At 60.7% G+C, this 26,303-nt stretch carries 23 protein-coding genes; 16 read left to right on the top strand and 7 right to left on the bottom strand.

What is annotated here, in order from left to right:
• Positions 1–155: 155 nt before the first annotated feature.
• From kdpF to kdpE, 6 genes are all read left to right on the top strand, one after another.
• Positions 156–248 carry a K(+)-transporting ATPase subunit F gene (kdpF, locus tag IEX57_RS08655; protein ID WP_188703874.1) on the top strand — a complete coding sequence of 31 codons (93 nt, stop codon included), beginning with the start codon at positions 156–158 and terminating at the stop codon, positions 246–248.
• Entirely contained in the window at positions 245–2,032 is a 1,788-nt protein-coding gene (gene kdpA / locus IEX57_RS08650; RefSeq protein ID WP_188703873.1) for a potassium-transporting ATPase subunit KdpA, read from the top strand. The genes kdpF and kdpA overlap by 4 nt, the downstream gene beginning before the upstream one ends.
• Before the next feature lie 24 nt (positions 2,033–2,056).
• Positions 2,057–4,171, top strand: coding sequence for a potassium-transporting ATPase subunit KdpB (gene kdpB, locus IEX57_RS08645; RefSeq protein ID WP_188703872.1), 2,115 nt, complete (start codon positions 2,057–2,059; stop codon positions 4,169–4,171).
• 142 nt (positions 4,172–4,313) lie between these two features.
• The gene (kdpC, locus tag IEX57_RS08640; protein WP_188703871.1) at positions 4,314–4,961 is read left to right on the top strand and encodes a potassium-transporting ATPase subunit KdpC; all 648 of its coding nucleotides are present in this window, start codon (positions 4,314–4,316) and stop codon (positions 4,959–4,961) included.
• A 692-nt stretch (positions 4,962–5,653) separates the two neighbouring features.
• Positions 5,654–8,314 (top strand): DUF4118 domain-containing protein, encoded by a 2,661-nt coding sequence (locus IEX57_RS08635; RefSeq protein ID WP_188703870.1) that lies wholly within the window; start codon positions 5,654–5,656, stop codon positions 8,312–8,314.
• A complete protein-coding gene (kdpE, locus tag IEX57_RS08630) occupies positions 8,311–9,009 on the top strand; it encodes a two-component system response regulator KdpE (protein ID WP_188703869.1) in 699 nt (232 codons plus the stop codon). The genes IEX57_RS08635 and kdpE overlap by 4 nt, the downstream gene beginning before the upstream one ends.
• Positions 9,010–9,577: 568 nt before the next feature.
• On the opposite strand, the gene IEX57_RS08625 is transcribed toward kdpE, so the two are convergent.
• On the bottom strand, positions 9,578–10,333 hold the full coding sequence (locus IEX57_RS08625) for a DeoR/GlpR family DNA-binding transcription regulator (protein ID WP_188703868.1): 756 nt from the start codon (positions 10,331–10,333) through the stop codon (positions 9,578–9,580).
• A 98-nt stretch (positions 10,334–10,431) separates the two neighbouring features.
• Here IEX57_RS08625 and nudK point away from each other — a divergent pair, with 98 nt between their 5' ends.
• Positions 10,432–11,025 carry a GDP-mannose pyrophosphatase NudK gene (gene nudK / locus IEX57_RS08620; protein ID WP_188703867.1) on the top strand — a complete coding sequence of 198 codons (594 nt, stop codon included), beginning with the start codon at positions 10,432–10,434 and terminating at the stop codon, positions 11,023–11,025.
• Positions 11,026–11,079: 54 nt separating this feature from the next.
• Here nudK and tpx read toward each other — a convergent pair whose 3' ends face one another.
• Positions 11,080–11,580, bottom strand: coding sequence for a thiol peroxidase (tpx, locus tag IEX57_RS08615; protein WP_188703866.1), 501 nt, complete (start codon positions 11,578–11,580; stop codon positions 11,080–11,082).
• A 181-nt stretch (positions 11,581–11,761) separates the two neighbouring features.
• The gene (locus IEX57_RS08610; RefSeq protein WP_188703865.1) at positions 11,762–13,126 is read right to left on the bottom strand and encodes a DUF3426 domain-containing protein; all 1,365 of its coding nucleotides are present in this window, start codon (positions 13,124–13,126) and stop codon (positions 11,762–11,764) included.
• A 140-nt stretch (positions 13,127–13,266) separates the two neighbouring features.
• Here IEX57_RS08610 and IEX57_RS08605 point away from each other — a divergent pair, with 140 nt between their 5' ends.
• Together IEX57_RS08605 and IEX57_RS08600 are read left to right on the top strand one after the other, a co-directional pair.
• Positions 13,267–14,601 carry an MATE family efflux transporter gene (locus IEX57_RS08605; RefSeq protein ID WP_188703864.1) on the top strand — a complete coding sequence of 445 codons (1,335 nt, stop codon included), beginning with the start codon at positions 13,267–13,269 and terminating at the stop codon, positions 14,599–14,601.
• 158 nt (positions 14,602–14,759) lie between these two features.
• Positions 14,760–15,230 carry an Rrf2 family transcriptional regulator gene (locus IEX57_RS08600; protein ID WP_188703863.1) on the top strand — a complete coding sequence of 157 codons (471 nt, stop codon included), beginning with the start codon at positions 14,760–14,762 and terminating at the stop codon, positions 15,228–15,230.
• A gap of 70 nt (positions 15,231–15,300) precedes the next feature.
• On the opposite strand, the gene prmA is transcribed toward IEX57_RS08600, so the two are convergent.
• The 4 genes from prmA to aroQ form a co-directional block, all read right to left on the bottom strand.
• Positions 15,301–16,194 (bottom strand): 50S ribosomal protein L11 methyltransferase, encoded by an 894-nt coding sequence (gene prmA / locus IEX57_RS08595; RefSeq protein WP_188703862.1) that lies wholly within the window; start codon positions 16,192–16,194, stop codon positions 15,301–15,303.
• Positions 16,195–16,340: 146 nt separating this feature from the next.
• The gene (accC, locus tag IEX57_RS08590; protein ID WP_188703861.1) at positions 16,341–17,711 is read right to left on the bottom strand and encodes an acetyl-CoA carboxylase biotin carboxylase subunit; all 1,371 of its coding nucleotides are present in this window, start codon (positions 17,709–17,711) and stop codon (positions 16,341–16,343) included.
• A 79-nt stretch (positions 17,712–17,790) separates the two neighbouring features.
• A complete protein-coding gene (gene accB, locus IEX57_RS08585; protein ID WP_188692707.1) occupies positions 17,791–18,252 on the bottom strand; it encodes an acetyl-CoA carboxylase biotin carboxyl carrier protein in 462 nt (153 codons plus the stop codon).
• A gap of 51 nt (positions 18,253–18,303) precedes the next feature.
• Positions 18,304–18,759: a type II 3-dehydroquinate dehydratase gene (aroQ, locus tag IEX57_RS08580; protein ID WP_229708925.1), complete on the bottom strand. Its 456-nt coding sequence runs from the start codon at positions 18,757–18,759 to the stop codon at positions 18,304–18,306.
• 207 nt (positions 18,760–18,966) lie between these two features.
• On the opposite strand from aroQ, the gene queA reads away from it, so the two are divergent.
• The 7 genes from queA to bioC all read left to right on the top strand — a co-directional run bounded on the left by queA (position 18,967) and on the right by bioC (position 26,288).
• Positions 18,967–19,992, top strand: a complete 1,026-nt coding sequence (gene queA, locus IEX57_RS08575) for a tRNA preQ1(34) S-adenosylmethionine ribosyltransferase-isomerase QueA (protein WP_188703859.1) — start codon at positions 18,967–18,969, stop codon at positions 19,990–19,992.
• Between the two features lie 116 nt (positions 19,993–20,108).
• Positions 20,109–21,254, top strand: a complete 1,146-nt coding sequence (gene tgt / locus IEX57_RS08570) for a tRNA guanosine(34) transglycosylase Tgt (protein ID WP_188703858.1) — start codon at positions 20,109–20,111, stop codon at positions 21,252–21,254.
• A gap of 144 nt (positions 21,255–21,398) precedes the next feature.
• Complete coding sequence (gene yajC / locus IEX57_RS08565) at positions 21,399–21,740, top strand: preprotein translocase subunit YajC (protein WP_188703857.1); 342 nt, start codon at positions 21,399–21,401, stop codon at positions 21,738–21,740.
• A 58-nt stretch (positions 21,741–21,798) separates the two neighbouring features.
• A complete protein-coding gene (gene secD / locus IEX57_RS08560) occupies positions 21,799–23,625 on the top strand; it encodes a protein translocase subunit SecD (protein ID WP_188703856.1) in 1,827 nt (608 codons plus the stop codon).
• Positions 23,626–23,647: 22 nt separating this feature from the next.
• The gene (secF, locus tag IEX57_RS08555; RefSeq protein WP_188704486.1) at positions 23,648–24,583 is read left to right on the top strand and encodes a protein translocase subunit SecF; all 936 of its coding nucleotides are present in this window, start codon (positions 23,648–23,650) and stop codon (positions 24,581–24,583) included.
• A gap of 185 nt (positions 24,584–24,768) precedes the next feature.
• Entirely contained in the window at positions 24,769–25,404 is a 636-nt protein-coding gene (locus IEX57_RS08550; protein ID WP_188703855.1) for a DedA family protein, read from the top strand.
• Complete coding sequence (gene bioC / locus IEX57_RS08545; protein WP_188703854.1) at positions 25,401–26,288, top strand: malonyl-ACP O-methyltransferase BioC; 888 nt, start codon at positions 25,401–25,403, stop codon at positions 26,286–26,288. The genes IEX57_RS08550 and bioC overlap by 4 nt, the downstream gene beginning before the upstream one ends.
• Positions 26,289–26,303: the final 15 nt, after the last annotated feature.

Below are 26,303 nucleotides of genomic sequence, written 5' to 3'. Positions count from 1 at the left end.
CTTTCTCACAATTCACGGTGTCCAAAAGCCCGCAATCAGTCGGGCATTCCATTCAAGGAGAACGTCATGGACGTCGTGTATCTGCTGCTGATCGCCGCCTTTTGTGCGGCGATTCAGGGGCTGGTGGTTTTCTGCAGGCATCTGGAGGCGCGCAAATGAACTGGCTATATCTGATGGCGGCGGCCGTGTTCGTGCTGCTGCTGGTGTATCTGGTCTATGCGCTGTTTAACGCGGAGGACGTGGCATGAACTCGTCGATCGTGTTCCAGACGGCCATGTACCTGGTGGTGCTGTTTGCGCTGGCGTGGCCGTTGAGCCGCTTGCTGGCGACGGCGCTGGATGGTTCTCTTTCAAATCGTTTTGCCTTTCTGGGCAAATCAGAACGCGCTTTGTGCAAGCTCATGGGCATCAACGCGGATGAAGACATGCCGTGGTGGCGCTATGCGCTGGCGCTGCTGGTGTTTCATCTGATTGGCGCGGTGTTTGTGTATGCCCAGCAGCGTTTGCAGGGCAGCTTGCCGCTGAACCCGGCCAATATGGGCGCGGTCAGCCCGGATTCGTCGTTCAATACGTCGATTTCGTTTCTGACTAATACCAACTGGCAGGGCTATGCCGGTGAATCGACCATGAGTTATTTCACGCAGATGCTGTCGCTGGCTGCGCATAACTTCATGTCTGCTGCTACCGGTCTGGCGGTTGCCGTGGCGCTGATCCGCGGGTTTGTGCGCCGCAAGGCTTCTGGCGTGGGGAATGCCTGGCTGGATCTGTATCGCGCCACCGTTTACATCCTGTTGCCGTTGTCGCTGGTCGTGGCCGTGTTCCTGGTGGGGCAGGGCGTGATCCAGAATTTTGATGGCTACAAGGATGTAAAACTCACCGAAACCGTCACTTATCAAGTGCCGAAAACCGGTGCAGATGGCCAGCCGGTCAAAGACGCCAAAGGCAATCCGGTGATGGTCGACAGCAAGACCAGCACGCAAACCTTGCCCATGGGCCCGGTGGCCTCGCAAGAAGCCATCAAGATGCTGGGGACCAACGGCGGCGGTTTTTTCAACGCCAACTCGGCGCATCCGTATGAGAACCCGACGCCGGTGTCCAACTTTGTGCAGATGCTGAGCATCTTTTTGATCCCGGCGGCACTGGTGTTCATGTTTGGTCGCTGGGTGGGGGATGCGCGTCAGGGGCTGACGGTGCTGGGTGCCATGACGCTGTTGTTTGTGGCGATGGTGGGCGTGGAGTACTGGGCGGAAATCCAGGCCAATCCCATCCTTACCCATCTGGGCATGTCTGGCGCCGCCGGCAATATGGAAGGCAAGGAGACGCGCTTTGGCATCGTGGCTTCCGCCTTGTTTACCGTGATCACCACGGCGGCCTCGTGCGGGGCGGTGAACACCATGCATGACTCGCTGATGCCGCTGGGTGGCCTGGTGCCGATGTGGCTGATCAAGCTGGGCGAAGTGGTGTTTGGCGGCGTGGGCGCGGGCCTGTACGGCATGCTGATTTACGCCGTTCTGGCCGTGTTCCTCTCTGGCCTGATGATTGGCCGCACGCCGGAATACCTGGGCAAGAAGATCGAAGCGTTCGAGATGAAGATGGTTGCCATCGCCATCCTGGCCACGCCGTGCCTGATCCTGGGCGGCACCGCGCTCTCTGTGATGCTGGATGTTGGCAAAGCCGGCATGGCCAACCCCGGCGCGCATGGCTTTTCTGAAGTGCTGTACGCCTTTGCTTCTGCGGCCAACAACAATGGTTCGGCCTTTGCCGGCCTGTCTGCCAACACGCCGTTCTACAACACCCTGCTGGGCATTGCCATGTGGTTTGGTCGCTTCACCGTGATCATTCCGGTGCTGGCCATTGCCGGCAAGCTGGCCAGCAAACCGCGCCTGGCGCAGACCTCCGGCACCTTGCCGACGCATGGTCCGCTGTTTGTGATGCTGCTGGTGGGCACGGTGGTGATTGTGGGCGCGCTGACGTATATCCCGGCGCTGGCGCTGGGCCCGGTGATCGAGCACTTGCAGTTGTTTGCGCACTAAGCCGGTCACTTTCGGAGAACCAAGATGAGTAAAGCTGGATTGTCATTATTTGATCGCAAGCTCGCCGTACCGGCGATCTTCGAATCGTTCCGCAAGCTCTCGCCGGTGGTGCAATGGCGCAACCCGGTGATGTTTGTGGTGTGGGTGGGCAGCGTGGTCACCACGGTGCTCGGGTTTCATGCGCTGGGCGGGCATGGTGAAGCACCGGCCGCGTTCATTCTGGCGGTCGCGGCGTGGCTGTGGTTTACCGTGCTGTTTGCCAACTTTGCCGAAGCCCTGGCCGAAGGCCGCGGCAAGGCGCAGGCCGATGCCCTGCGTGCCACCCGCAAGAATGGCGTGGCCAAAAAGCTGGCCAGTGCCTCGCGCAATGCCAAAGTGCAGATTCTGGATTCCAACTCGCTGCGCAAAGACGATTACGTGCTGATCGAGGCCGGCGATATCGTCCCCGCCGATGGTGAAGTGCTGGAAGGCGTCGCCTCGGTGGATGAATCGGCCATCACTGGCGAATCTGCGCCGGTAATCCGTGAATCCGGCGGTGATTTCTCTGCCGTGACCGGCGGCACCCGTGTGTTGTCTGACTGGCTGGTGGTGCGCGTGACGGCCAACCCGGGCGAGGCTTTCCTGGATCGCATGATCGCCATGGTGGAAGGCGCCAAGCGCAAGAAAACGCCGAACGAAGTGGCGCTGACCATCTTGCTGGTGTCGCTCACGCTGACCTTCCTGGTGGTGTGTGCCTCGCTGTTGCCGTTCTCCATTTACAGCGTGGGCGCGGCCGGGGCGGGCTCGCCGGTCAGTATTACTGTGCTGATTGCGCTGCTGGTGTGTCTGATCCCGACCACCATTGGCGGTCTGTTGTCGGCCATTGGCGTGGCGGGTATGAGCCGCATGATGCAGGCCAACGTCATTGCGACCTCCGGCCGTGCCGTCGAAGCCGCGGGCGACGTGGACGTATTGTTGCTGGATAAAACCGGCACGATCACGCTGGGCAACCGTCAGGCCGCTGCGTTTATCCCCGCGCCGGGCGTGAGCGAGCAAGACCTGGCCGACGTGGCGCAACTGGCGTCGCTGGCCGACGAAACGCCGGAAGGTCGTTCTATCGTCGTGCTGGCCAAAGAACGTTTCAATCTGCGTGGCCGGGAGCTGCAAGACGCGCTGTTCATCCCGTTCACCGCGCAGACGCGCATGTCGGGCGTGGATCTGGGTGTGCAGACCGCGCTCAAGCCGCAAGCTGGCGATGTCGTGGTCGCCAGCCCGGCTGCACGGCAAATCCGCAAGGGTTCGGCCGATGCCATCCGCAAGTATATGCAGCAGATCGGCGGGGATTTTCCCAAAGCCGTGGGCGAGGCGGTGGACGACGTCGCCCGCCGTGGCGCCACGCCGCTGGTGGTGGCTGATGGCAAAAAAGTGCTGGGCGTGGTTGAACTCAAGGACATCGTCAAAGGTGGCATCAAGGAGCGCTTTGCCGAGCTGCGCCAGATGGGCATCAAGACGGTGATGATCACCGGCGATAACCGCCTGACCGCCGCCGCGATTGCCGCTGAGGCCGGCGTCGATGACTTTCTGGCAGAGGCCAGACCGGAAGACAAACTGGCGCTGATCCGCGAGCACCAGGCCGCCGGCCGCCTTGTGGCCATGACCGGCGACGGCACCAACGACGCCCCGGCACTGGCGCAGGCCGATGTGGCCGTGGCGATGAACTCCGGCACGCAAGCCGCCAAAGAGGCCGGCAACATGGTCGATCTGGATAGCAACCCGACCAAGCTGATCGAGATTGTCGAGATCGGCAAACAGATGCTGATGACGCGCGGTTCGCTGACGACGTTCAGCGTGGCCAACGATGTGGCCAAGTATTTCGCCATCATCCCGGCCGCGTTTGCCGTGACTTATCCGCAACTGAAGGCGCTGGACGTCATGCATCTGAACAGCCCGGCCTCCGCGATCATGTCGGCAGTGATTTTCAACGCGCTGATCATTGTCGCGCTGATCCCGCTGGCGCTTAAAGGCGTGAAATACCGCGCGCTGGGTGCGGGCCCGCTGCTGCGCCGCAATCTGCTGGTGTACGGCCTGGGCGGCATTCTGGTGCCCTTTGCCGGGATCAAGCTGATCGACATGCTGCTGGGCGCTGCAGGCTGGGTTTAACCCTGAGCCGTTCACAACACTCTGCCGGCTTCATTTAACGAGCCTCACCAGCACCATCGCACCGGGATTTGTGAACGGTGCTTGCAGAAAAAATCATTCACGGCCAGCGGCCCGCGCTGCTGGCCGGCAAGGAGAAAACATCATGAGCACGACCCATCATCCCGGCCTGATCCGGCCCGCGTTATCACTGTTTGTTTTGCTGACCATCGTGACCGGCCTGGCTTATCCGCTGGCTGTCACCGGCATTGGCAAAGCGCTGTTCCCGCGGCAGGCCGCAGGTAGTCTGATCGAGAAAGACGGTCAACCGGTGGCCTCCAGCCTGATCGGCCAGAGCTTCAGCGGCCCGACCTATTTCTGGAGCCGGCCGTCTGCCACCGGCCCGCAACCGGACAACGGCCTGGCATCGGGTGGCAGCAATCTGGGCCCAACCAACCCGGCGCTGAAAGACGCAGTAAAAGGGCGGATTGACCTGATCCGCTCCGCCCAGCCGGACCAGACCGGCCCGGTGCCGGCCGATCTGGTGACCACGTCGGCCAGCGGGCTGGACCCGCATATCTCGCCGGCAGCGGCGGCTTACCAGGTTCACCGCGTGGCCAAAGCGCGGGGCTTGAGCGATGAGCAAGTGCGCTTGCTGGTGGCGGCCAATACCGAGGGGCCGCAGTGGGGGCTGTTCGGGGAGGCGGTGGTGAATGTGGTGCGGTTGAATCTGGCGCTGGATGGGGCGGGGAGGGGGTTGGGGTTGGGGTTGGGGTTGGGGTTGGGGTTGGGGTTGGGGTTGGGGTTGGGGTGATTTTGGGTTTGCGGGGCTGCCACTGACTCGTCATTCCTGCGCAGGCAGGAATCCAGTCTGGTGCCTGGATGGCTCGCTGTTGTGGCCAGAGTCTTTGAGTAGGGTGGATTCGGAGCGGGAGCGACAATCCACCATTGCGGTGTGAGTGTTAGCGCCTGACGGCGCGGGTGTTTTGGGTGTCGGGGGTTGCCCGACGGCAAGGCACTTTCTTTTGGGTCGCCAAAAGAAAGTGCCCAAAGAAAAGGCGACCCCTGCGACAGCGCTCGCTGCGCGAGTTCCCTGTGCTTCTCGCAAGGCGCGGCTGGCTCGCTTGTTCGGCCTGCGGCCTACCGCTTCGCCTTGATCGCCGCGCCTTGCTGCGATGCTCGGCGCAGTCAAAGGGGGGGCAACGTCAAAGGCAACAGCAACTGCAACCCCGAAAAGCAACGGCAACGGCACTGGTACTGGCAACGGCCGGTTCCGGTCGCGCGACCATACCCAGTTCAACCCGCACCTCACCGATTCGTCATTCCGGTGAAGGCCGGAATCCAGTGGCGATGCATGCACGCTACTCAGGGTGAATCCGGCGCGCTGCGACAATCCACCCTGCGGCATAGATTCAAATACGGCTTTCAGCGCTCAGACAGTAAACAAAAGCACGCAATCGTTCCCATGCTTCACCGGATGACATCTCCAGGCGCTACCATACTCTCATGACCGATCCATCCCGCCCCGATCCAGACCAGTTGCTGGCCGAACTGAAGGCCGATGAAGCCGATGCCCATCGTGGCCGGCTGAAGATTTTTTTTGGCGCCAATGCCGGTGTCGGCAAAACGTGGGCGATGCTGGCGCAGGCGCATGCCCGCCAGCGGGAAGGCGTAGAGGTGCTGGTCGGGCTGGTAGAAACGCATCAGCGTGAAGAAACAGCCGCCATGCTCAGCGGCCTGACGGTGTTGCCGCGCAGGGACATTGATTACCGCGACAAACAACTCACCGAGTTCGATCTGGATGGCGCGCTGGCGCGCAAGCCGCAGCTGATCCTGGTGGATGAACTGGCGCACAGCAACGTGGCCGGCAGCCGCCACCCCAAGCGCTGGCAGGATATTGAAGAACTGCTGGCGGCGGGGATTGATGTCTACACCACGGTCAATGTGCAGCATCTGGAAAGCCTGAATGATGTGGTGGGCGGGATCACCGGCGTGCGCGTGCGCGAGACGGTGCCTGACCGGGTGTTTGATGCGGCCGATGACATCACGCTGGTTGATTTGCCGCCGGACGAACTGCTCAAGCGCCTGCAGGAAGGCAAGGTCTACTTGCCGGGAAATATCGCCCGCGCCAAAGAGTCCTTTTTCCGCAAGGGTAACCTGATTGCGCTGCGTGAATTGGCCATGCGGCGTGCGGCAGAACGTGTTGATGCTGAACTGCGGCGCGATCAGCCGGCTCGCAGCAAACCAGGTGAAACGCTGCTGGCAGCGATCGCCCCGGGCCCGGCGGGGGAGACGCTGGTGCGGCATACGGCGCGGCTGGCAGGGCGGCTCAAGGTGGACTGGCGCGCGGTGACGGTGGAAACCCCGGCGTTGTTGCGCAGCCGGAATCGGCTGGCCAGCGCCCGGCGCAATCTGGAGCTGGCCGAAAGCCTGGGCGCGCGCACGGCCTTGTTGCCTGGCCCGCATGTGGCGCAGACGCTGGCTGATTATGCGGCGGATCACGATCTGGGTACGGTCATCATCGGCAAGCCGCCGCGCCGCTTCAATCTGATTGAAAGCCAGGCGGCCAGACTGGCCCGGCTGGCACCCAACCTGACTGTGCAGATTGTCGGCGTCTCGGCCGCCCCGGCCGAGCGGCTGGACCCGTGGAGCATCATCGGCCAGCGCTGGCAAGGCGCGGCGTGGGCGCTGATTGGCTGCGGCATCACCACCATTCTGGCAGCGCGGCTGACGCAGATTTTCGACCTGGCCAACGTCATCATGCTGTACCTGTTGTCGGTGCTGCTGGTGTCGGTGCGCTTTGGCCGGGTGGCGGGGGCGTTGTCGTCCTTGCTGTCGGTGGCGGCGTTCGACTTCTTTTTTGTGCCGCCGCGCATGTCGTTTACGGTGGCCGATACGCAGTATCTGCTCACCTTCGGCATCATGCTCACGGTGGCGCTGACGCTCAGCCAGCTCTCGGCCCGGCTGCGCTTCCAGGCGCAGATTGCATCAAGGCGAGAGCGGCGCACGGCGGCCTTGTATGAGTTGTCTGAAGCGCTCTCTGGCGCGTTGATGAAAGAACAGGTGGTCGAGATCGCGCTGGCGCACCTGGCGCCGCGGTTCAAGACCGACATCGGGCTGGCGCTGCCTGATCTGGATGAACACCTGCATCAGGAAGGCGGCATGGCGCTGGATCTGGCCGTGGCCGACTGGGTGTACCGTCATGGCGAAGAAGCCGGGCAGGGCACGGGCACGCTGGCGGCGGCCAAGGCGTTTTACCTGCCACTGACCGCGCCCATGCGTGTGCGCGGTGTGCTGGCGCTGACGCCCAAGGGCGACTGGCTGGCAGACCGCGAAGAAAAGCGCTTCTTGCAAACCTGCGCCGCGCAGATCGGCCTGGCGCTGGAACGCGTGCACTTTGTCGAAGTGGCCCAGAACGCGCTGGTGTCCATGGAAGGCGAGCGCCTGCGCAACCACTTGCTGTCTGCGATCTCGCACGATTTGCGCACACCGATAACCGTACTGCTGGGGCTGGCCAGTACCTTGTCTGAAAGCCCTTACGCCGCACCGCCCGCGCGGGAGATCGCCCATCAACTGGTCGGTGAAATCCGCCGCATGAATGATCTGGTCAACAACCTGCTGGACATGGCACGCCTGCAAGCGGGCGAGGTGCATTTGCGGCGCGACTGGCAAGCGGTGGAAGAAGTCGTCGGCAGCGCCTTGCGCGCGCTGGAATTGCGGCTGACGCGGCATCCGGTGGCGCTGGATATCCCGATCGACCTGCCGCTGGTGGAGTTTGACGCGGTGTTGATGGAGCGCGTGCTGGTCAACCTGATCGACAACGCCATCAAATACACGCCCGCCGGTACGCCGGTGACCATTGCTGCCCGCGCCCTGCCGCAGTCGTTGCAGATCAGCGTGGCGGATACCGGCCCGGGCATCCCCAAGGGCCAGGAAGAAACCATTTTCAACAAGTTCACGCGTGGCCAGAATGAATCGGCTACCACGGGCGTGGGCTTGGGGCTGGCCTTGTGCCGGGCCATCGTCGCCGCGCATGGTGGTACGATCAGCGCCGGCAATAGCCCGCAAGGGGGCGCGCTGTTCACTGTCAGCCTGCCGCGCAAGGCGCCGCCTGCCATGCCTGATCCGGAACACCCTGAACTGTTTTCATCGCCAGACGCACCATGAACGCCCAGAAACCTGTCCTTGTCATCATTGAAGATGAACCGCAAATTGCCCGCTTTGTGGCCATGACCGCAGAAAGCGCCGGCATGCAGACCTGGCACGCCACCACGGCTCGCCAGGGTCTGGTTGAAGCGGGCACGCGCCAGCCTGATTTGCTGATCCTGGACCTGGGCCTGCCTGATGGCGACGGGCTGGACCTGATCCGCGAAATCCGCGCATTCAGCGAAGTGCCGATTCTGGTGCTGTCTGCCCGCAGTCAGGAAACCGACAAAGTGGCCGCGCTGGATGCCGGCGCGGATGATTATCTGACCAAGCCGTTTGGCGTGAATGAGTTGCTGGCGCGCCTGCGCGTGCTGCTGCGCCGCCATGCCAAAGACACGCCGGGTGAAGGCCAGGTGACGCTGGGGGACGTAGAGATTGATCTGGTCGCCCGCACGGTGAACAAAGCTGGCGCCGCTGTGCATCTGACGCCGATCGAATACCGCCTGCTGGCAACGATGATCCGCCATGCGGGCAAGGTGATTACCCATCGGCAGCTATTGCTGGAGGTGTGGGGGCCGGCGTATGTGGAGCACAGTCATTACCTGCGGATTTATATGGGGCATTTGCGGCAGAAGCTGGAGGATGAGCCGGCGCAGCCGAGGCATTTGCTGACGGAATCGGGGGTGGGGTATCGGTTGTTGTTGCAGAACGGGTGAGGGCTGTTTTATTGGCGGAGTAGGGTGGATTCGGAGCGTAGCGACAATCCACCTGTGGCTGATTGCAAAACCTTTAACCGCTGTTGGCGCCTTGCGGCGCGGGTGTTTTGATACCGGCGGTGGCCGGAGCACGTTACTTTTCTTTGCTTCGCCAAAGAAAAGTAACCAAAAGAAAGGCGACCCCGGCGACTGCGCCCTTCGGGTTCCCTGTGCTTCTCGCGAAGTCCGGCTGGCTACGGGAACTCGCTTCGCTCAAACACCCCTCCGCCGAAACCCCGGACTTCGCTGCGATGCTCGGCGCAGTCAAGGGGGCTCAACGTCAAAGGCAACAGCAACCGCAACCGCAACCGCAACCTTTGGAATCCACTGCACCCGTAATTCCCAGCTTCGCAACCATTCGTTTTCACGAACGATCGGTTCGCCCAACCACTTCGTCATTCCCGACCTGGGCGGTTCCCTTGGCGGGAATCCAGCAAAGACGGTGATGCAGCGGGGTAGCCGCGCCCGTGCGCTGTTCCTGGCCGGATTTGCAGAGCCCTAAGCCGTTAAGCACCCACACGCCCGCCAATCACGCCAGCACCAGATTCACGCCAGCCGCCTTGAGCCCGGCCAGTGCAGCGCCGTCGGCTTCCCGGTTCACAATCACCCCGGCCACGTCCCGCACTTTGGCAATCACGTAGGCGGATGCGGCGTTGAGTTTTTCTTCCGACGCCAGCACAAAGGTTTCTGCTGCGCGCGCCATGAGTGCGCGTTTGACGTAGGTCTCTTCCAGATCGCCTGTGGATAACCCGGCTTCGGCATGTACGCCGGTGACGCCCATGAAGAAGATGTCCGCCCGGATGCGGGCCATGGCTTCAATGGCAGAGGCGCCGACGTTCACGACTGAATGCTTGAACAGGCGCCCGCCGATCATGACCACTTCAATGCCGGCATGGTGAACCAGTTCCACAGCCACGCTGGGGCTATGGGTAACGATGGTGGCTTGCAGGCCGGGTGGCAGGCTGCGGGCGATCTGCACGGCGGTGGTGCCGCCATCCAGCAGCACAATCTGGCCGGGCTCGATCATATGTGCGGCCATCTGGGCGATGGCGGCCTTGCCGGTGGTGGCGACGTTCTGGCGCTGGGTGAAGTCGCCAATGGCGGCAGAGGCGGGCAGGGCGCCGCCGTGGACGCGTTGCAGTTTGCCTTCGGCGGCCAGTTCACGCAGGTCGCGGCGGATGGTGTCTTCAGACAAACCCAGTTCCTGGCTGACCATCTTGGCCTGAATCTGGCCGTGACGTTGCAGTATGTCCAACAGATATTGTTTGCGCTGGCTGGTCAGCATGGCTGTTCTCTCAAATCCCGTTTGCACGAAATTTCTTGTTATTTCACGAAATTGCATGATAGCGTGAAAAAGGATTCAAGCAAACCCTGGAGAGCAAAATGGGCAGTACGGCAGATCGGGTACGGATTGTGGATGTGAAGGTGTTGTCGGATGACTGGTACGTGCTCAAAAAGACCACGTTCGACTTTCAGCGCGCCAATGGCGAGTGGCAGCGGCAAAGCCGGGAAACGTATGACCGCGGCAACGGCGCGACCATCTTGCTGTACAACCTGGCGCAACGCACGGTGGTGCTGATCCGCCAGTTCCGCCTGCCCACGTTTGTAAACGGGTATCACGGCATGTTGATCGAGAGCGCGGCGGGCTTGCTGGATAAAGCCTCGCCTGAAGCGCGTATTCGCGAAGAAGTGGCAGAAGAAACCGGCTACCGCGTGCATGAGGTCAAAAAGGTGTTCGAGGCCTTCATGAGCCCGGGTTCGGTGACCGAGAAACTCTACTTTTTTGTGGCGCAGTACGATGACAGCAACCGCATTGCCGACGGTGGCGGGGTGGCTGAAGAGGGCGAGGATATCGAGGTGCTGGAGCTGCCGTTTGAACGCGCCATGCGCATGATCCAGACCGGCGAGATCGTCGATGGCAAGACCATCATGCTGTTGCAGTACGCGGCGCTCAATCTGTTTCACAATGCGCTGTGAGTACCAAAACAAAACGCCCGCAAGCTGCGGGCGTTTTTTGCAATGGACCGCTGCTTACTTCAGCGCGGCCAGTGCGGCGTCGTAATCGGGCTCATTGGCGATTTCCGGCACGAGTTCGGTGTGCAGCACCTTGTCGTTGGCGTCGAGCACCACCACGGCACGGGCAGCCACGCCAACCAGCGGGCCACCGGCGATTTCCACGCCGTAATCGTTCAGGAACTGACGGCCACGCATCAGCGAGAGGGTCTGCACGTTGTTCAGGCCTTCTGCGCCGCAGAAACGGCTTTGGGCAAACGGCAGGTCAGCAGAGATGCACAGCACCACGGTGTTATCGAGCTTGCTGGCCTGCTCGTTGAACTTGCGCACGCTGGTGGCGCAGGTCGGGGTGTCGATGCTCGGGAAAATATTCAGCACTTTGTTCTTGCCGGCAAAGGCAGAGAGCGATACGTCGGCCAGATCTTTACCAACAAGGGTAAACGGCTTGGCCTGGCTGCCAACGGCGGGCAGAGCGCCATTGACCGGAACCGGATTGCCGCCGAGGGTCACTTGGGACATGAAAATCTCCAGGGAACATGCAGTGGGGGAGACCCGGCCGGGGAAACCGGCCGGGGGCACTTCTTTGTAGATGAAGCTGGTGTTTTTTTTGTAGATGCCCTGCTGCAATGTGCAAGCGGACAGCTCAGCAAATGAGGTTAACAGGCGGGCATTTCAAGGGCATGGCAGCGCCCGCCACTGGTCAGGGGTAGAACCAGTACAGCGAATAACCGCTGGCGCCCAGACCGTGCGCGTCCAGTTGCAGGAACACATGCAGCTCGTCATTTACCGCCAGACTGGTGCGTTTTTTCTCGTTGGCGACCAGATAATCACGCGCAGAGAACACCTTTTTGGCCACGACCTCTTCTTGCGCGTTGGTCAGCGTCAGCTCCAGCGACGGCAGTGCCTGATCATACGGCGCCAGATTACGCAGCGAGGCCGAGAGCTGGATCAGTTCCGGGTGGTCCGGCACAAAAATCAGTTCTGAATAATCCGAACGCAACAACCCTGCATTGCGCGGCAGCGGCAAATCACAACCCGCCACCTGGCACAACGAGGTCAGCGGTGGGCGCAGCCACGGGAAATTCACGGCCAGCTCGTTGCGATAGCGGATGCCCGTCTGCAACAGCAAGGCGATCAGCAGCAGCAAGGCCAGCGGAATGGCGGCGAGGTGCCACTTTGATTTTTCCGGCGGCAGGGCCAGCAAGGCTTCGTCTTCCGCCGTGCGGATGGGGCGATAGCCTTCGCGTTCCTGATCTTCGGCCGACCAGGTTTGCAGCGGTACGGTGAACACCGGTTCTTCGTCTTCTGGCGCGACCAGCGGCTCGGTCCGGGCCACGGGCAGGGGCGCTGCGGCCGGCGGCTCGGCCGGGGTCAGCGCTGCCGGTGCCGGGGCGGGTTCTGGCGCGGCGACATAATCATCGTAATCACGCGCTTCGGCTTCTGCCGCGACGGCGGCAATGGCCTGGACGTAATCGTTCTGCAGCCATTCATGCATGGTTTCTGCAGGGGCAGGCGCCGGTGCGGGCTCTGGCGCAGGCAGAAACGGCGCCGACACCACGGCTGGCGCAGGTTCAGGCACGGGCTCTACAAAGGCCGGCGCGGGTGGCGGCGCTGGCTCGGGTTCCACAACCACCGGGGCAAGTACGGCAGGCGCCGGCTGGGGCACCGGGGCAAAGCTGGGGGCTGGCTCGGGCTCGGGCGCAGGCACGGCCACCGGGGCGGGAATGGGGGCAGGGCGCGGGGTTTCTACGGGCGCCGGGGCCTCAACTGGTGTCGGCGCCGCAACGGGCGCGGGGGCCTGTGCCAGCACTGGCGCAGGAGCCGCTTGCGGTGCGGGCTGGCTGACTGGCGCGCTGGCCTGTGGCGCGGGCACCGGTTGTGCAACCGGGCTGGCGGTTGCGGTTTCTGGCGCGGGCGTATCGGGTACCCGCTGCTCCAGGCTGTCACGCGCATTGAAGATAAATGCACATTTGCCGCAACGCACTTTGCCGCCGTGGGCAGCCAGTTGCGGTTCGGTCACCTTGAAGGCGGTGCGACAGTTGGGGCAGCGCGTGATATAGCTCATGGCCGCGATTCTAGCTGGTAACGTCAGACTGGTCACGACGCCGGGCAAAGGTTGTCACGCCCGATACGCAGCAAGACGTTGCAACCCGCAGAATATGCGATGATCGTGGGCCTTGATCCTGTATCCGGATACCCATCCTCATGACGCCTTCGGCCAGCCCGGTGACTCACGCCCGCGTTCTTGGGCTTGCCATTCCCATCACCCTGGCCAACCTCACCCAGCCCTTGCTGGCCGCGGTCGATACCGCCATGGCCGGGCACATGACCGATCCCTCGGCCATTGGTGGCGTGGCACTGGGTGGCGTGTTTTTCAGTTTCATTTTCTGGGGTTTCGGTTTTCTGCGTATGGGCACCACCGGGCTGGTCGCCCAGGCCTGGGGCGCGGGTGATTACACCGGCCTGCGCGACAACTTGTGGCGTGCGTTGTTGCTGGCGTTTGCGATTGGCGCGGCTGTACTGCTGCTGCAAAGCCCGCTGATTGCCGTCACCATCCAGTTACTGGGCGGCACGGCGGCGGTGCAGTCTGATGCCATGACTTATGCGCATGCCCGCATCTGGTCTGCGCCCCTGGTGCTGGCCAATTTTGTGGTGCTGGGTTATCTGCTGGGCGTGCAGCGGGTGCGGCAAGCGCTGGTGCTGCAACTGTGGGTTAACCTGGTTAACGTGATCGCCGTGTTTTTGTTCGTGCGGCATTGGCAGTGGGGGATTGCCGGCATCGGTTACGCCACGGCTTGCGCCGATCTGGCCGGGTTTGGCGCTGGCCTCATGGCGATCCGGCGCTTGTTGCCACGCGGCTTGCCGCCAGTGCGGCGGGCCGATTTGCTGCAGGCAGAACCGCTCAAGCGGCTGGCGCTGATCAATCGGGATATCTTCTTGCGCACCTTGTTGTTGCTGGGCAGTTTTGGCTGGTTTGCCCACGCGGGCGCACATCAGGGTGATGTCATTCTGGCGGCCAACGCGCTGTTGATGAATTTCCAGACCTTTATGGCCTATGGGCTGGATGGTCTGGCCCATGCCATTGAAGCCCTGACCGGCGAGGCCATCGGCGCCCGGCAGCGTGAACGGCTGGTCCACGCTATTCGTATCAGTGCGTTATGGTCTGGCTTGCTGGCGCTGGCGTTTACCGTGGTCTACGCCGTGGCGGGCAACCCGATCGTGGCCCTGCTGACCAACCAGGTGGCGATTCAGGAGGCCGCCGCGCGCTTCTTGCCCTGGGCGGTGCTGATGCCGGTGGTGTCGGTATGGGGGTTCTTGATGGATGGGGTCTACATCGGGGCCACCCGCACGCGTGACCTGATGCTGTGCATGCTGCTGTGTGCCGCGTGTTTCCTGGTGCTTGCGCTTGGTTTGCAGCGCATCTGGGGCAATCATGGCCTGTGGCTGGCCATGACCTTGTTCATGGCCTTGCGCGGGGCGACGCTGGCCTGGCGGTTGCCGCTGGTGCTGCGCAGCGTGCACACGCAGCCCGCGGTGTAATGCGGGTGAGGAACCGGGCTGCACACAGCCGCAAAGCCATCACATTGAGCATCATGCTGCCAATCTGACGCGGCGGCTGGACCGTCGGGAAGATGTCCCTGAACCGGGCCACGCAAATCGCTATAATCAATATATAAAATGTATGTTAAGGAGGCGCCATGCGCCTGAACGTCTTTACCGATTACTGTTTACGCACGCTCTTGTACCTGGGCGTGAATAACGACGGGCTTGCGACCCGCAGCGATATCGCCACGGCCTACGGTATTTCTGATAATCACCTGATGAAGGTGGTGAACTGGCTGGCGCGGCAAGGGTATATCGAGACCGTGCGCGGCAAAGGGGGCGGGATGCGGCTGGGACGCCCGGCGGACCGGATCAATATCGGTGAGCTGGTTCGTGCCAGCGAATCCGACAGCCCGCTGGTCGAGTGTTTTGACCCGGCGCATTCAGACTGCCGCATTACCCGCGTTTGCCAGCTCAAGTTTGTGCTGGCTGAAGCGCTGGAAGCGCTCTACGGCGTGCTGGATCGCTATACCCTGGCGCACCTGCTGACTGATCCGCAACCGCTGGCGAGCCTGCTGCATGTGGTGCCGGCCCATGTGCCGCTGGCGCAACGGGCGCCATCCTGAGCGCCGTTTTCCCGGCAACAAAAAAGGCGATCCGATGATCGCCTTTTTTTCTGGTAGCCAGATTGCGGACTCAATCGGCTTTGCGGGTGCCAGACAGGCAAACCCAGCCGTCTTCCACGCTGGCAGGCAGGAAATTGAACCACACGCCGTAGATGGCGAAGATCTCTTCGGCCTGCTCCTGCAAAATGCCGGAAAGGGCGATATGACCACCAGCCCGGACACGGCCAGCCAGCAGTGGCGCCAGCGTTTTGAGCGGGTTGGTCAGGATGTTGGCCACCACGACATCGTACTGGCGCTGCGGGGCGGCATCGGGCAGGAAGAACTCGATCTGCACGTTGTTCTGCTCCGCGTTCTGGCGCGAGGCCACCATGGCTTGCGCGTCGATATCCACGCCATGCGTTTCACCCGAGCCCAGTTTCTGGGCGGCAATGGCCAGAATACCGGAGCCGCAACCGTAATCGAGCACGGTTTCGCCTTGCTGGATATTGTTGTCCAGCCAGCGCAGGCACAAACGGGTAGTGGGGTGACTGCCGGTGCCAAAAGCCAGGCCCGGGTCCAGCACGATATTGATAGCGCGCGGATCAGGCGACTCATGCCAGGTGGGGGTAATCCACAGACGGTCTGAAATGTGGATCGGATCAAACTGGGACTGCGTCAGACGCACCCAGTCTTGTTCTTCCACAATCTGCACGACATAGAGCGGGTTGGGAATGCCGACCGCATTGGCGGCAGCGGCCACCAGGAACTCCGGCGCGGCGCCGTCTTCCAGCAGGGCAACGACAATGCTCTTTTCCCACAGTTGTTCAAGCGGCTCGCCCGGTTCGCCAAAAATGGGTTTTTCTTCAGCGGTGCCAGCGGTTGCGTCCTCGATCGATACTGAGAGCGCACCGAGATCGAACAGGGCGTCAGACAACGCCTCGGCATGCCGGGAATCGGTTTCGATACGAAGTTCTTGCCAGGACATGATGCTGCCTTAGGACCAAATGACCATTTTCTCACCGCAGCACGCTGATCCGCAACGCTATTTCAGCTTTTCCTTGTTGAGTGTGGCATCCGGTAAAACAAAAAACGGAGCCGAAGCTCCGTTTTTCTTGTGCATCAAGCCATCCATCAGCCGACCTGGTTTTCCAGCAAGGCACGGATTTCCGGCATCTTGTGTTCCAGGTAGTGAATGCTGGTGCCGCCCTTGGCAAAGTTGGCATCAACCAGCAGCTGCTGATGCAGCGGGATGTTGGTGTTGATGCCTTGTACCACCATTTCCGACAGCGCAATGCGCATGCGGGCCATGGCCTGCTCACGCGTATCGCCATAGGTGATGATCTTGCCGATCATCGAGTCATAGTTGGGCGGTACAAAGTAGCCCTGGTACACGTGCGAATCCACGCGCACACCCGGGCCGCCCGGCGTGTGCCAGGTGGTGATCCGGCCGGGGCTCGGCACAAACTTCAGCGGATCTTCCGCATTGATACGGCACTCAATGGCATGGCCTTTGAGCTTGATATCTTTTTGCGTGTAGTTGAGCTTGAGGCCGGCAGCAACACGGATCTGCTCCTGCACGATGTCCACGCCGGTAATCATTTCGGTCACCGGGTGCTCCACCTGCACGCGCGTGTTCATTTCAATGAAATAGAACTCGCCGTTTTCAAACAGGAACTCGAACGTACCTGCGCCACGGTAGCCGATCTTGCGGCAGGCATCGGCACATGCTTCGCCGATCTTCTTGCGCTGGGCTTCGGTAATACCGGGTGCCGGTGCTTCTTCGATCACTTTCTGGTGGCGGCGCTGCATGGAGCAATCGCGCTCGCCCAGATAAATGGCGTTGCCGTGAGTATCGGCCAGAATCTGGATTTCCACGTGACGCGGGTTTTCCAGAAACTTTTCCATGTACACGGTCGGGTTGCCGAAGGCTGCGGCTGCTTCCGACTTGGTCATTTCGACCGAGCGCAAGAGTTCGTTTTCTTCATGCACCACGCGCATGCCGCGACCACCGCCGCCGCCAGCGGCCTTGATGATCACCGGATAGCCGATCTTGCGGGCAATCTTCAACACTTCGGTGTTGTCATCCGGCAGGGCGCCGTCAGAACCCGGTACGCACGGTACCTTGGCGGCCTTCATGGCGTTCTTGGCAGACACCTTGTCACCCATCATGCGGATGGATTCAGGCTTGGGGCCAATGAACACAAAGCCGGACTCTTCCACGCGCTGGGCAAAGTCGGCGTTTTCAGACAAAAAGCCATAACCCGGGTGGATGGCTTGCGCTTCGGTCACTTCAGCGGCCGCAATCAGCGAAGGCACGTTGAGGTAACTGAGGGCAGACGGGTTCGGGCCGATACATACCGACTCATCGGCCAGCTTTACGTATTTGGCTTCGCGGTCGATCTCGGAATGGACGACCACGGTTTTGATGCCCATCTCGCGGCAGGCGCGCAGAATACGCAGCGCAATTTCGCCGCGATTGGCGATCAGAATCTTGTCAAACATGGCTCAACTCCGTGAGAAGTGAGAGATTTTGCCCGCAAACCGGCACAGGGCCAGGTCAGCGAGCGCACACCTCACAGAATTATCCGATGATGAACAGCGGTTCGCCGAACTCAACCGGCTGACCGTTTTCAACCAGCACAGCCTTCACGGTGCCGCTGACTTCAGCTTCGATTTCGTTCAGAAGCTTCATGGCTTCGATAATGCACAGCGTGTCGCCAGCATTGACTTGCTGACCCACTTCAATAAAGTTCTTGGCGCCCGGGCTCGGAGCGCGGTAGAACGTGCCGACCATCGGGGATTTGACCGGAGTGCCTTCCTGTACGGCGGCAGCCGGGGCGGCTTCGCCAGCGGCAGCAACCGGGGCAGCCACGGCGCCAGCTGCAGGCAACTGGATTTGCGGCGCTTGTGCCAGGTATGTCGGCGCAACGTTCTGGTTGACGCGGGTGATGCGAACTTTTTCTTCGCCCTCGGTCACTTCAAGTTCGGCAATGCCGGATTCCTCGACGAGATCGATCAGCTTTTTGAGTTTGCGCAAGTCCATTGATGGCAACCCTTTTTGAAATTAAGTGGTGTCTGGAACGAAGGCGTCGTGCTACGACGTCTTGACGGTATGGGAGAGCGCGAACGACAGGGCGTATTCATAACCCCTGGCGCCGAGCCCGCAGATCACGCCAACGGCGAGATCGGAAAAGTACGAGTGATGACGAAACGATTCACGGGCGTGAACGTTGGACAGATGCACTTCCACAAACGGCTTTTTGACGCCGGAAAGGGCGTCACGCAGCGCTACGCTGGTATGCGTGAACGCGGCGGGGTTGATGACGATGAAGTCGGTGCCGTCGTCCAGCGTGGCGTGAATGCGTTCGATCAACTCGAACTCTCGATTGGACTGGAATGTCTCGACCGTGGCACCGGCGAGGGTGCCTTGTTCAACCAAACGCGCATTGATGGCGGCCAGTGTATCGGCGCCATAATGTTGCGGTTCGCGCACCCCGAGCAGATTGAGGTTGGGACCGTGCAGAACCAGAATTTTTCGGCCTTGCGTCATGGTCGCCCCGGATCGAGTGTTCCCTGTCATCGGCGGGAGTTTGCCGAGCTACATGGGTGTTGTCTAGTAAATTCGACGAAATTCGCTGCATTTTTGCGGTAAAACAGTCGTTTGAAAGAGCGTTTCACTGAAGCACGGCGCGGCTTGCACGGGGTTGATGCTGATATAATCCCGTAACTTTATTACAGCGATGAATGAGCGTTTTTCATGCAGTTATCTGATTTTGACTATGTATTGCCCGAGCATCTGATCGCGCAATTCCCGCCGGAAACACGCGGCGGCAGCCGTTTGCTGCATGTGAATGGCGCCACACTGGAAGATTGCACGTTCGCCGAACTTGGCCGTTTTTTGCGGGCAGGCGACGTTCTGGTGTTCAACGACACCAAAGTGATCAAGGCGCGCATCTATGGCCAGAAGGACAGTGGTGGCCAGATCGAGGCATTGATCGAGCGGGTGCTTGATGATCATCGCGCGCTCGCGCACGTACGTTCTTCCAAGTCGCCCAAGCCCGGGACAAAGCTGATTTTCAACGGCGGCTGGGTGGCGCGCATGGTGGAACGCCAGGGCGATCTGTTTTTGCTGGAGTTCGAAGCAGATATGCCGGTGCTGCAGATTCTGGATGCCGCCGGGCAGTTGCCGCTGCCGCCGTATATCACCCACGTGCCCGATGACGAAGACGCCAAGCGTTATCAGACCGTGTACGCGCGTGACCCCGGCGCCGTGGCCGCCCCCACGGCCGGCCTGCATTTTACCGATGACATCCTGGCGCAATTGCGCGAAGCCGGCGTGCAAACGGCGTTTCTCACGCTGCATGTCGGGGCCGGCACGTTCCAGCCGGTGCGGGTTGATAACATTGCCGATCACAAAATGCACTTTGAGCGCTATGTGATTTCCAGCGAAACCGTGGCGCAACTGACCGCGGCCAAAGCGGCGGGTGGCCGCATCATTGCAGTGGGCACGACCTCGCTGCGCGCGCTGGAAGCCGCGAGCCAGAACGGCTTTCTGGCCCAGCCGCAGGGCGATACCGACATTTTCATCACGCCGGGCTATGAGTTCAAAGTGGTTGATCGCCTGGTGACCAACTTCCATTTGCCCAAGTCCACGCTGTTGATGCTGGTATCCGCTTTTGCCGGTTACGACGTGATGAAGAATGCATACCGGCATGCCGTTGAGCAAGAATACCGCTTCTTCAGCTACGGCGACGCCATGCTGCTGGAGAAGCAAACCCTGTAGAATCACGGGTTTTGGCTATGCCAGACGTGAGCGTGAATCACCGTTTGTCTGGCGTATCCCCTTGTTCAACCCATCCGCGCCGGACTGTTTTCCGGTTGCGAGAGGTATCTAATAATATGTCGACTCAAAATCCGGCCGTGGCGAACGGTCTGCAATTCGAACTTAAAACCACCAGCGGTGGTGCCCGCCGCGGTCAGGTCACCCTGAATCATGGCGTGGTGCAAACGCCGGTGTTCATGCCTGTCGGTACGTACGGCACCGTCAAGGCGATGACCCCGCGTGACCTGAATGAAATCTCGGCCCAGATCATTCTGGGCAACACTTTCCACCTGTGGCTGCGCCCGGGCCTGGAAGTTGTCAGCGAGTTTGGCGGCCTGCATCAGTTCATGGGCTGGGACAAACCCATCCTGACCGATTCCGGCGGTTTTCAGGTGTTCAGCCTGGGTGATCTGCGGAAAATCACGGAAGAGGGCGTCAAGTTCCAGAGCCCGGTCAATGGCGACAAGTTGTTTCTGACGCCGGAAGAATCCATGCGTATCCAGCGCGTGCTCAACTCTGACGTTGTCATGATTTTTGACGAGTGCACGCCGTACCCGGCCGATCACAAGCAAGCGGCGGACTCCATGCGCTTGTCGGCGCGCTGGGCCAGACGCTCACGCAACGAATTTGACCGCCTGGAAAACCCCAATGCGCTGTTTGGCATTGTGCAGGGTGGCATGCATGAAGACCTGCGCATGGAATCATTGGGCGTGCTCAACGACATCGGCTTTCATGGCATGGCCATCGGTGGCCTGTCGGTAGGCGAGCCGCGCGAAGAGTTCTATCGCGTGCTGGCCTTTACCGCGCCGCACCTGCCGGAAAACAAACCGCGTTACCTGATGGGCGTGGGTACGCCGGAAGATCTGGTTTACGGCGTCTCGCAAGGCATCGACATGTTCGATTGCGTGATGCCGACCCGTAATGCGCGTAACGGCATGTTGTTTACGCGCTACGGTGACATCAAGATCAAGAATGCCAAACATCGCCAGGACAAGCGTCCTCTGGATGAAACCTGCGACTGCTACACTTGCCGCAATTTCAGCCGGGCGTATCTGCATCATTTGTTCCGCTCTGGCGAGATTCTGGCCGCGCAACTCAATACCATCCACAACTTGCGCTATTACCAGATCCTGATGGCCGACATGCGTGCGGCGATCGAGGCGGACCGCTTCCCGGCTTTTGTGGCGCAATTTCACGCTGAACGCGCGCGCGGAACCGACTGAACGCAGTCTTGTCCGAAGTCGCTGCCGGATACAATCAATCCGGCAGCATTCCCGCCCCGGCGGCCCGTTGTGGATTTCATCAAACGCGCGGGCTAAAATGGGCGGCTTTATCACGTTTAACACTAAAACGGAAAATCAACCGTCATGCTGCAACTGATTCCTTCTGCTTATGCCGCCGATGCTGGCGCCGCCGCAGCGAGCCCGGCCGCCGGCCTGCTCCAATTTGCGCCGATGGTCGTTATCTTTGTGCTGTTCTATTTCCTGCTGATCCGTCCGCAGCAAAAGCGCGCCAAGGAACAGCAAGCCATGCTGCAAGCCGTCACCAAGGGTGACGAGATCGTGACGACCGGCGGTATGCTGGGCCGTGTCACCAAGACCACCGACAACTACCTGACCATTGAAGTGGCCGACGGTGTTGAAGTGCAAATCCAGCGTTCTGCCGTAGCGCAGCGCCTGGAAAAAGGCACCATCAAAAACAACAAGTAAAACGTAACCCGAGAAGCGGCAGCACACTGGCTGCCGCTTGTCATTACCGGCTCTGAACATGAACCGTTATCCGTTGTGGAAGTACCTGCTGATCATCGTCACCGTTGTCGTGGCGGTGCTTTACACCTTGCCTAACCTGTTTGGTGAAAACCCGGCTGTGCAGATTTCCAGCGCCCGCGCTACCGTGAAGGTAGATGCCGCCCTGCAAGATCGAGTAGTCGATATCGCCACCAAGGCCGGGTTTGCGCCGGACGCCGTGCTGACTGATGAAAACTCGGTCAAGCTGCGCTTCAAGGACACCGACACCCAGCTCAAGGTCAAGGATGCGATTCAGGCCGCACTGGGCGATGACTACTCCGTTGCTCTGAATCTGGTCCCGCAGACCCCGGCCTGGCTGGTGCGTCTGGGTGGCAAGCCGATGGCGCTGGGTCTGGATTTGCGCGGTGGTGTGCACTTCTTGCTGGAAGTGGACATGGATGCTGCGGTCTCCAAGTCGCTCGACAAGACCGCTGGCGAAGTACGCCGCCAGTTGCGCGACAAGTCGATCCGCTACGGCAAGATTGATCGCCAGCGTGACAGCGTGGTGGTGCAACTGCGTGATGCGCAAACGGTGGATGACGCCGCCAACGCGCTGCGCAAGGGCTTCCCCAACCTGGCTGTAACGCCAACCAAAGACGCCAACAATTACAGCGTGGCGCTGACCTTTACCCCGGCCTCGCTGGCGCAGCTCAAGTCTGACGCCGTCAAGCAGAACGTCACCACGCTGCATAACCGCGTGAACGAACTGGGCGTGGCCGAGCCCGTGATCCAGCAACAAGGCGAAGGCCGCATTGTGGTGGAACTGCCGGGTGTGCAGGATACCGCCAAGGCCAAGGATATTCTGGGCCGTACCGCGACCCTGGAAGTGCGCCTTGTGGATGACGACCAGTCGCACCTGCAGGCCGCGCTGGGCGGCAATGTGCCGGATGACACCGTGCTGATGAGCGACCGTGGCCGCAATGGCCAGTCCGCGCCCATCCTGGTGCGCAAAGAGGTCGAGCTGACTGGCGACAACATCAACGACGCCCAACCGGCGTTTGACGAGCAAGGGCAACCGGCAGTATCGATCACGCTGGATTCCTCCGGCGCGAGCATCTTCCGCCAGTTGACCCATGACAACGTCAACAAGCGCATGGCCATGATCCTGGTAGAGAAGGGCAAGGGCGAAGTCGTGACCGCGCCGGTGATCCGTTCCGAGATCGGTGGTGGCCGCGTGCAGATTTCCGGTGCCATGACGCAAGAACAGGCCCGTGACACCGCGCTGCTGCTGCGCGCCGGTTCGCTGGCTGCACCGATGAACATCGTGGAAGAACGTACCGTCGGCCCGAGCCTGGGTAAGGAAAACATCCAGCGTGGTTTTGAATCGACCATGTATGGTTTCCTCGCCATCGCCGTGTTCATGATGATCTACTACCGCGTGTTCGGCGTGTCCTCGGCCATTGCCCTGATCGCCAACCTTATGTTCCTGCTGGCACTGTTGTCCATGCTGGGTGTCACGCTGACGCTGCCGGGTATCGCCGCGATTGCACTGACGCTGGGTATGGCCATTGACTCCAACGTGCTGATCAACGAGCGTGTGCGTGAAGAGCTGCGCAACGGCATGAGCCCGCACATGTCCATCCAGAATGGCTACGCCCACGCGTTTGCCACGATTCTGGATTCCAACGTGACCACGCTGATTGCCGGTCTGGCCCTGCTGATCTTTGGTTCGGGCGCCGTGCGCGGCTTTGCCTGGGTGCACTGCATCGGCATCGTGACCTCCATGTACAGTGCCGTGTTTGTTTCGCGCGGCCTGATCAACCTGATCTACGGCTATCGTCGCCGCTTGTCTTCGCTGGCTGTGTAAGGGCGAAGGAGTTTAAAAAATGATTGAATTTTTTCATGTAAAGCGCGACATCCCGTTCATGAGCTACGGGAAGATCACCACCGCGATTTCGCTGGTGACCTTTCTGCTGGCCGTGTTCTTCCTGGTTCACAAAGGCCTGAATCTGGGTGTGGAGTTCACCGGCGGTACTGTGGTGGAACTGCAATACAGCCAGTCGGTTGACCTGAACCAGGTGCGTACCAAGGTAGATGCGCTCAAGTATGGTGACGCCCAGGTGCAGGCGCTGGGTACCACGCGTGACGTCATGGTGCGTCTGCCCAATATCAAGGGCAAAACCTCGGCGCAGCTCTCCAACGACGTACTGGACACGCTCAAGCTGGATCGCCCGGACGTGCAGATCCGCAAGGTCGAGTTCATTGGCCCGTCGGTGGGCGATGAACTGGTGTCGCACGGTCTGACCGCCATTACCCTGGTGTGTCTGGGCATCATCGCGTATCTGTCCATCCGCTTTGAATGGCGCTTCGCGATCTCGGCCATCATCGCGAACATGCACGACGTGATCATCATTCTGGGCTTCTTCGCGTTCTTCCAGTGGGAGTTCACGCTGACCGTGCTGGCCGCCGTGCTGGCGGTGCTGGGTTACTCGGTCAACGAATCCGTGGTGGTGTTTGACCGGATTCGCGAAAACTTCCGCAAGCCCAACATGCGTGGCCGCGATGTGCCGCAGATCATCGACAACGCCATTACCGCCACCATGAGCCGGACCATCATCACCCACGGTTCGACCGAAGTGATGGTGCTGTCCATGCTGATCTTCGGCGGCCCGGCACTGCATGGTTTTGCCACTGCGCTGACCATCGGCATTTTGTTCGGTATCTATTCTTCCGTGCTGGTGGCCTCGCCGCTGCTGCTGATGTTTGGCGTCACGCGTGAGAACATGATCAAGCCGGTGAAGGTCAAGCAAGAAGCGGTGGTCTAAGTATTCATAAAGGTTTTACCGGTACGATTCATGCTTGTGCCGGTATGCCGCCTTATCACAATGCCGGCGTGCTGCGCCGGCATTGTCATTTTTTATCGCAAAATTATTGAACAACTCCCGGGTTATTCCGTACCATCCGTGCGGATAGGCCGCGTCCCACAAACCAGACAAGGGTTCCTTGCCTCATGGACTTCAATCCGATCCAGATTTTCCTGCACCTGGATGTGTATCTGCAGCAACTGGCGCAAAGCTATGGCACTGGCATTTATGCCTTGCTGTTCGCTGTCATATTTTGCGAAACCGGCCTTGTCGCCTTTCCGTTCCTGCCGGGTGATTCGCTGCTGTTTGTGGGCGGCACCGTAGCGGCGCTGGGCAATATGGACCCCTACGTGCTGGCGCTGACGCTGATGGCCGCTGCCATCCTGGGCGACAGCACCAACTATCTGATCGGCCGTACGGTCGGGGAGAAGTTGTTCAACAATCCGGATTCAAAAATCTTCCGGCGTGACTACCTCTTGCGTACCCATGCGTTTTACGATCGGCATGGCGGCAAAACCGTGACGCTGGCCCGCTTTGTCCCGATCGTTCGCACCTTTGCGCCGTTTGTAGCCGGTGTGGGCAAAATGCCCTACCTGCGCTTCCTGGCGTTCAGCGTCGCGGGTACGCTGGTCTGGGTGGGCGGTCTGGTGGCGTTGGGCTACTTTTTTGGCAATATCCCGTTTATCAAGAAAAACCTGTCTGTCATGGTCATCGGCATCGTGTTCCTCTCCGTTGCCCCGGTCATGATCAGCGCATTGAAGGCGAGACTGAGCAAGGCATGAGCGAAGCGTTTTACACGGACAAGGCAGCGGTACGGGCTGCGTTTGACAAGGCAGCCAGCACCTACGACGCGGCAGCGGTTTTGCAGCGCGAGGTGGTGCAACGCATGGCAGAACGGCTGGATTTCATCCGCATAAAGCCCGAGCGGGTGCTCGATGCCGGCAGCGGCACCGGTTTTGCCTGTCCGGTATTGCGCAAGCGTTACCCGGAAAGCCGGCTGATTGAACTGGACCTGGCACCCTCCATGTTGCGGGTTGCACGGGATGGCCGCACGGGCGGGATTCGCGCCTTGCTGGACCGGCGCAAGCCGGTGCAAGTGTGCGGCGATCTGGAAGCCTTGCCGCTGGCCAGCAATTCGGTCGATCTGATCTGGTCCAGCCTGGCCTTGCAGTGGTGTAACGAGCCGGATACCGCTTTTGCCGAGATGCTGCGTGTGCTCAAGCCCGGCGGCTTGCTGATGTTTGCCACGCTGGGCCCCGACACGCTGCGGGAGTTGCGGACCGCCTTCGCGGGCATTGATGGTCATACCCACGTCAACCAGTTCATCGACATGCACGATCTGGGCGATGCGCTGGTCAACAGCGGTTTTGCCACGCCGGTCATGGATATGGAGCACATCACCTTGACCTATCCGGAACTGAAACCCATTCTGGCTGATCTCAAGGCCATTGGCGCGCAAAATGCCACCCGTGGCCGGCGCGACGGCATGATGGGCAAATCGGCCTGGCAGCGCGTGACTGCGGCATATGAGGCCTTTCGCCGTGACGGCGAATTGCCGGCGACCTACGAGGTGGTCTACGGCCATGCCTGGAAGCCGGATACGGCACCAGCCAGAAAGCTGGCCGATGGCAGCCAGGTGATCGAATTCCGCCCGCGGGTGCGCTGATGCAGGGAACAGGTT

The sequence above is a fragment of the Silvimonas iriomotensis genome, from assembly GCF_014645535.1.
Classification (GTDB): domain Bacteria; phylum Pseudomonadota; class Gammaproteobacteria; order Burkholderiales; family Chitinibacteraceae; genus Silvimonas; species Silvimonas iriomotensis.
This window is presented reverse-complemented; position numbering and strand designations above follow the sequence as displayed.